We start from the raw sequence: 7254 nt of genomic DNA, 5'->3' as shown, positions 1-7254 counted from the left end.
GGGTGGCAGTACGTCCGCCCGCGCGGTGTCCACCACCAGCCGCCACTGCGTGCCGTGCCCCGCCGGAACGGTGAAGTCCTGCGGCTCCGCACCCGCGTTGAACATCAGCAGGAACGAGTCGTCGGTGATCCGCTCCCCACGGGTGCCCGGCTCGGAGATCGCCTCCCCGTTCAGGAAGACGGTCAGCGCCTTCGCGTGCTGCGCCTGCCAGTCCCGCGCCCGCATCTCCTCCCCGTGCGGGGTGAACCAGGCGATGTCGGAGAGCTCGTCGTGCGTGCCCTCCACCGGCCGCCCGTGGAAGAACCGGCGCCGCCGGAAGACCGGGTGATCGCGGCGCAGCCACACCATCCGCCGGGTGAACTCCAGCAGCGACGGCGCCGGCTTGCCGGGCTCCGGCCAGTGCACCCACGACAGCTCGTTGTCCTGGCAGTAGGCGTTGTTGTTGCCCTGCTGGGTGCGCCCGAACTCGTCGCCGTGGCTGAGCATCGGCACCCCCTGCGACAGCATCAGGGTGGCCGTGAAGTTACGCATCTGGCGTTCGCGCAGCTCCAGGATCTCCGGATCCTCGGTCGGCCCCTCCACACCGCAGTTCCAGGAGCGGTTGTGCGTCTCGCCGTCCCGATTTCCCTCCCGGTTGGCCTCGTTGTGCTTCTCGTCGTACGAGACCAGGTCGTTCAGGGTGAAACCGTCATGGCAGGTCGTGAAGTTGATCGACGCCAGCGGGCGCCGACCGTCGTCCTGGTACAGGTCCGAGGAGCCCGTCAGCCGCCCCGCGAACTCCGCGAGCGTGCGCGGCTGCCCGCGCCACAGGTCCCGTACGGTGTCCCGGTACTTGCCGTTCCACTCGGTCCACAGCGGCGGGAAGTTGCCCACCTGGTAGCCGCCCTCGCCCAGGTCCCAGGGCTCCGCGATCAGCTTCACCTGGCTGACCACCGGATCCTGCTGGACCAGGTCGAAGAACGACGACAGCCGGTCCACCTCGTGGAACTGGCGGGCCAGCGTCGCCGCCAGGTCGAAGCGGAACCCGTCCACGTGCATCTCGGTGACCCAGTAGCGCAACGAGTCCATGATCAGCTGGAGGACGTGCGGCGAGCGCATCAGCAGCGAGTTGCCGGTGCCGGTGGTGTCCATGTAGTGGCGCGGATCCTCCGCCAGCCGGTAGTACGAGGCGTTGTCCAGCCCGCGGAAGGACAGCGTCGGGCCCAGGTGGTTCCCCTCCGCGGTGTGGTTGTAGACGACGTCGAGGATCACCTCGATGCCGGCCTCGTGCAGGGCCCGGACCGCGGACTTGAACTCCAGCACCTGCTGGCCGCGGTCGCCCGAGGCGTAGCCGTTGTGCGGGGCGAAGAAGCCGATGGTGTTGTAGCCCCAGTAGTTGCTCAGCCCGTCGTTGACCAGCCGGTGGTCGTTGACGAACTGGTGGACCGGCATCAGCTCCAGCGCCGTCACCCCGAGCTTGGTGAGGTGGCCGATGACCGCCGGGTGCGCCAGCGCCCCGTAGGTGCCGCGCAGCTCCTCGGGAAGGTCCGGATGGTGCATGGTCAGACCCTTGACGTGGGCCTCGTACAGCACGGTGTGGTGGTACTCGTGACGAGGCGGCCGGTCGTTGGCCCAGTCGAAGTACGGGTTCACCACCACCGAGCTCATCGTGTGCGGGGCGGAGTCCAGGTCGTTGCGCGAGTCCGGCCGGCCGAAGTGGTAGCCGTACACCGCCTCGTTCCAGCTGACCTGGCCGCTGATGGCCCGGGCGTACGGGTCCAGCAGCAGTTTGGCCGCGTTGCAGCGCCGCCCGCGTTCGGGCTCGTACGGCCCGTGCACGCGGAATCCGTAGCGCTGGCCCGGCATGACGCCGGGCAGGTACGCGTGACGGACGAAGGCGTCCGTCTCGCGCAGTTCCACGGCGGACTCCGACCCGTCGTCGTGGAGGAGGCACAGCTCGATGCGTCGGGCGGCCTCCGAGTAGACCGCGAAGTTGGTGCCGGCGCCGTCGTACGTGGCACCCAGCGGATACGGCTGCCCTGGCCAGACCTGCATAGATAACGACTCTTCCCTCATTGCCCGAAGATGTCCCGGCCGACCCGGCATGGACCACGTCCCTGCCAGATCTTCCCCGAAAGAGGGGCCGCAAGCGCGGACTTGGCAGGGGTCCTACCGGGTGACCCGCAGAGCTGATATGCGGGTCAGCGGACTGTGTGCGCATCGGATAATGGGTCAACCGACACCCCCCGTAGGCGCCGTCGGGCTGCACCGGGCCGCACGCGCGGAGTACCCTTCCGTGATCACTGGAGACGGGCGTCCAGACGCAGAAGGCGGTGCACGGGTGAGCTCGGGAGGTCTGGAGCTGCCCCCTGGTGACAGCAGTCACGAGGGTGGCCCGGCGGACGCCCCAGGGGGTGTCCCCGGCGGGACTCCCACGGGGACCCCGGCAGGGGCGGTCTCCCTGGCGGGCGGACCGGCCGAGGCCGGGAACGCGGGGACCGGCGTGGAGCTGGACTGGGGCACGGAGGCCTGGAGCGAGGTCCGGACCCGGGCACAGCGGGCCGGCCGTGCGTACATATGGCTGAATCTCATCGAACAGCGCTTGCGTGCGGTGGTCGGGGCGGTCCTCCGGCCGATCTACGGACCGGTGCACGGCACCGACGACTGGGTCGTCGCGGCGGCCGGGCCCGCCGGGCAGGAATGGGTGCAGCGGGCGGTCGCCGTGCGCGAGGTCAGCCGGCGCAAGGGCTACCTGCTCGACTCGGCCGACGACAACGTGCTGAGCTTCCTGACCCTGCCCCAGCTGCGCGAGCTGATGGTCCAGCACTGGCCCTGCTTCGAACCGTACTTCGACGACCGGCGCGAGATCGAGCTGGCCCTGGACGAGCTGGAGGTCACCCGCAACGTCGTCTCCCGCAACCGGGCCCTGTCCCGGCCCGTGCTGGAGCAGGCCGAGCGGGCCTCGGCGCGCCTGCTGGAGGTACTGGGCGGGGTCTCCGGCAGCCCCTCCGCGGAGCGGCTTCCGATCGACGCCGTCGAGGACCTGGTGGGCGACCGGTACGCGGACGTCATCTCGGTCCACCCCGACCGGGTACGACTGCAGCGCCAGCTCCCGGCCGAGGACCTCTTCGGCGGCGCGCGGCGGCTCGACGCCATCGGCATAGGGCTCAACCTGCTGGTCCAGAACTTCTCGGGCCGAAGACTCGTCCGGCTCACGGAGGCCGGCTGCCGGGTGCGGCTGCTGTTCCTGAACCCGGCGAGCAGCGCCGTGAAGCGGCGCGAGCGGGAACTGGGTCTGCGCAAGGGCGAGCTGAGCCGCTCGGTCGAGATGAACATCCTGCACGTCCGCCGGGTCCGGGCGGGACTGCGCGACCCCTCCCGCTTCGAGATCCACGTCTTCGACGAGACCCCGCGGTTCACCGCCTACCTGGTGGAGGGGCAGTCCTCGGGCATCGCGGTGGTCCAGTCCTACCTGCGGCGGGCGCGCGGCATGGAATCCCCGGTCCTGGTGCTGCGGGGCGGCGGTCGCGGGGTGCCGAAGGACGCGGAGCACGGGCTGTTCACGACGTACCGGGAGGAGTTCGAGTCGATGTGGGAGGACTCCCGGCCGGTCTCCTGACCCGAGATCCGGTGGCCCCGGCGCGCCCCCGGCGGCCTGGCTGTCAGTGCCCCGTGGCAGGCTGAAACCCGTTGACCGAAGGTGTACGGGGGAGGGGCACGGGGTGGAGGACTGGCGCGGCATGGGGGACTGGCACGGCGGTGTGCTGATCGGATTCGACCTGGAGACGACCGGCACGGAGCCGGGGGAGTCGCGGATCGTGACGGCGGCCCTGGTCGAGGTGCGGGGCGGAGCGGTGCGCGAGCGGCGCGGCTGGCTCGCGGACCCGGGGATACCGATCCCGGAAGGGGCCTCGGCGATCCACGGGATCAGCACGGAGCGCGCGGTCGCCGAGGGGCGCCCGGTGCGGGAGGTCGCGGACGAGGTCGCCGAGGCCCTGGTCGGGCACTGGCGCGCGGGCGCGGTGGTGGTCGCGTACAACGCGGCCTTCGACCTGACCCTGCTGACGGCCGAGCTGGCCCGGCACGGGCTGCCGTCGCTGGCCGACCGGCTGGGCGGCGCACGGACCGGACCGGTGGTGGACCCGCTGACCATCGACCGGGCCGTGGACCGCTACCGGCGGGGCAAGCGCACCCTGGAGGCGGTCTGCGGGGTGTACGGGGTCACCCTCGACGACGCGCACGACGCCGGGGCGGACGCGCTGGCCGCGGTCCAGGTGGCCCGCGCGATAGCCGAGCGGCATCCCGAGGTGGCCGGGCTCAGCCCGGCCGACCTGCACACGCGGCAGAGCACCTGGCACGCGCGCTGGGCCCGGGACTTCCAGTCGTACCTGCGCCGCCAGGGCACCCCGGACGCGGTGATCGACGAGGCCTGGCCGCTGCGTGGCCTGATCCCGGCCCAGGCCGGCCCGGTCGACGATGGCCCGGTCGACGAGACACCCCCTAGAACGAACTCCAGCGCGCCGCCCGGTCGCCGTTCCTGAGCGAGGCCACGCGACGGCGGAATTCGGCCAGTGCCTTCGGGCCGGCGGGGGCGTGCTGGGCGACCCAGGCGCAGCTGGCCGTCTCCCGGGCGCCGCGCAGGACCGCGCAGCCCTCCCAGTCGCGGACGTCCCACCCGTACGCCGCCACGAAGGCCTCGTACTCCGCGGCGGGCATGCCGTACCGGTCGTGGGAGAGCGCCATCACCACCAGGTCGTGCTCGCGCAGATCGGCCGACACGGTCTCCAGATCCACCAGGGCCGGGCCGTCGGGGCCCACGTGGACGTTGCGCGGCAGGGCGTCGCCGTGGACCGGACCCGGAGGCAGCCGCGGGGTCAGGGCCGCCAGCTCATCGGCGTAGGCGTCCCGGCGGGCCCGCAGATAGGCCGCGTCGGCCGGGTCGACCGCGTCCCCCGCCAGCCGCAGCCAGCGCTCGACCCCGGCCAGCAGGTCCCGCGGGGGAAGGGCGAACGGCGGCTCGGGCAGCGCGTGCACGAGGCGCAGCAGCGCCGCCAGGTCCCCGGGCCCAGCGCGCCGTACCGCGTCCGGCAGCCGGTGCCACAGGGTCAGCGGGTGCCCGTCCACCAGCCGGGGCTTCGGCTCGGCCGCGCGGACCGCCGGGATCCCGGACGCGGCGAACCAGCCGGACACCGCGAGTTCCCGTTCGGCTCGCTCCAGGAGGGCCGCCTCCCGCCCCACCTTCACGACCAGGTCGCCGAGGGCGAAGACCGCGTTCTCGCCGAGCGCGAGGAGCACCGCCGTGCCGGGCGTGCCCCGGGTCAGGCCCGCATCCGCCAGTACGTTCCGCGCCCGCGCCTCGTCCATACCGCCCGCTCCCGCCCTCGTCGTGGATCCGCTCCCGCCCGTCAGTATGTGGTGGCTTCCGGCGGGTGGCCCGATCCTGGAGTCATGTGTGCCGACCATGACGGACGCGCCGACCGCGGACCTTCGGTCGTGACGCGGCGCGCCCTGCGCACCACCCTCTCCGCGTGTGCCTCGTTCTTCGTGTGCCTGTACGCGCTGGACCGGCCGGTGGCGGCGACGTACGCGCTGTTCGCCGCGGTGTCGATGGCGGCCCTCTCCCACATCCCCGGCACCGGACGCCAGCGGGCGGCCGTCATCGTCAAGGTGACGCCGGTGGCCTGGCTGCTGCTCACCATCGGCACGTACCTGGCGATCCGGACCTGGAGCGCGGTGGCCGGCATGCTCCTGATCGGCTTCGCCCTGGCCTTCGTGGCGGCGGCCGGGCCCCGTGCGGCGGGCGCCGCCCCGGGCCTGCAGCTGCTCTACATCCTGCCGTGCTTCCCGCCGTACGCGCCGGACACCCTCCCCGAACGGCTCGCGGGGGCGACCTTCGGCCTGCTGCTGCTCGTCCTCGCCGAGGCCTTCGTCCTGCCGGAGAAGCCCGGGCCCACCTACCGTCGGCTGGCCGCCGGCGCCGCCGGCACCGCCGCCCGCTGCGTTGCCGAGCTGGGCCGTGCCCCGTACACGCTGTCCGCCGCCTCCGCCGATGCGGCCCAGGCGGCCGGCGGGTCGCTGCGCCCCATCCGGGTCGACGAGGCCGACCGTCCCGCCGGGCCGGGCCTGCGGGACCGCGCCCTGTCCCACGCGGGCCTGGCCGCCCGCACCCTCCTCGCCCGGCTGGTGAACCTGCCCCCGCCACCCCCGCCCCCGGGCCCGGTGCCGATGGAGCGGGAGGCCGAGGTGCTGACCGCGGTCGGCCGGGCCGTCACCGAGACCGCCGCCCTGCTGGACGGCACGGCCGCTGCGACCGAAGCGGCCGACGACCTGCGGCGCGTACGGGAGCAGGCCGCCGCCTCGGCCGCGCGGGAGGCACCCACGAACGCCGCGCGGGGCCGTCGGCGGGCGGCGCTGCTGGAGGTGACGGACGCGGCCGTGGCCTTGGCGACGGCCGCCGACGTGGCGGTACGGGGCCGGCGCGCGCGGGTGCCCGACGACATCGATTCGGGCCGGTTCTGGTACGCCGGCGAACGCGCGCCGCGCCTGTGGTGGCACCGGCTGGCGGGACACGCCGGGCCGCGCTCCGTGTACTTCCAGAACGCCGTCCGGATCAGCCTCGCGCTGGCGGCCGCCCGCACGATCGCGGGCGTGGACTCGCTGCCCCACGGCTTCTGGGCGATGCTGGCCGTCCTCAGCCTGACCCGGACCACCGCCGCCCAGACCCGGGCGACCGTACGCGTGGCAATCACCGGCACCATGCTCGGCGCCCTTGCCACGGGCTCGCTGCTGGCCCTGATCGGCGGCCACACCACCGTCTACGCGATCGCCCTGCCGTTCGTGATGCTCACCGCGTTCCGGGTGGGGCCGGTCAAGGGCGTCGGCTGGGCCCAGGGCATGTTCACCCTCGTGGTTGCCTTCGTCTTCGCCCAGCTCGCGCCCGTGACCTGGCAGCTGGCCGAGGTCAGGATCCTGGACGTGGTCATCGGCAGTCTGATCGGTGTGGTGTTCGGGGTGCTCGCCTGGCCGCGGGGGGCGCAGCGGGAGCTGCACCGGGCGGTCGCCCGGCTGCTGACGACCGAGGCCGAGACGGTCGAGCGCGCCACGGCCGCCGTGGTGGAGGGAGGGTCGGGGCACGTCCCCGACGACCGGCCACTGCAGCACGCGCTGACCATGGCCGAGTCGGCGTTCGCACAGCACCAGAACGAGCCACGGACGACCGAGGACCCGACCACGGACTGGCAGGCGGCCATGATGTCGGGTCACCACGTCCTGTGG

General features: G+C 73.3%; 5 protein-coding genes. 3 read left to right on the top strand and 2 right to left on the bottom strand.

Annotation, left to right across the window (positions count from 1 at the left end):
- Nucleotides 1–2034, bottom strand: a 2034-nt coding sequence (gene glgX / locus ACWGIU_RS24175; RefSeq protein ID WP_453708997.1) for a glycogen debranching protein GlgX, incomplete at its 3' end; no start/stop codon positions are given.
- A gap of 286 nt (nt 2035–2320) precedes the next feature.
- Between glgX and ACWGIU_RS24170 the strand changes: the two genes are divergently transcribed.
- Together ACWGIU_RS24170 and ACWGIU_RS24165 are read left to right on the top strand one after the other, a co-directional pair.
- Nucleotides 2321–3598: an SAV2148 family HEPN domain-containing protein gene (locus ACWGIU_RS24170; RefSeq protein ID WP_453708995.1), complete on the top strand. Its 1278-nt coding sequence runs from the start codon at nt 2321–2323 to the stop codon at nt 3596–3598.
- A 121-nt stretch (nt 3599–3719) separates the two neighbouring features.
- Nucleotides 3720–4520, top strand: a complete 801-nt coding sequence (locus tag ACWGIU_RS24165; RefSeq protein WP_453708999.1) for an exonuclease domain-containing protein — start codon at nt 3720–3722, stop codon at nt 4518–4520.
- Here ACWGIU_RS24165 and ACWGIU_RS24160 read toward each other — a convergent pair.
- Entirely contained in the window at nt 4480–5343 is an 864-nt protein-coding gene (locus ACWGIU_RS24160; RefSeq protein WP_453708993.1) for a phosphotransferase enzyme family protein, read from the bottom strand. The genes ACWGIU_RS24165 and ACWGIU_RS24160 overlap by 41 nt on opposite strands.
- Before the next feature lie 84 nt (nt 5344–5427).
- Between ACWGIU_RS24160 and ACWGIU_RS24155 the strand changes: the two genes are divergently transcribed.
- Nucleotides 5428–7254 (top strand): FUSC family protein (locus ACWGIU_RS24155; RefSeq protein WP_453708991.1); only part of this gene is annotated, 1827 nt, incomplete at its 3' end.

Source organism: Streptomyces sp. NPDC054840, from assembly GCF_053611065.1.
Note: the sequence above shows the minus strand (reverse complement) of the source record. Positions and strands in the feature narration are given on the sequence as shown.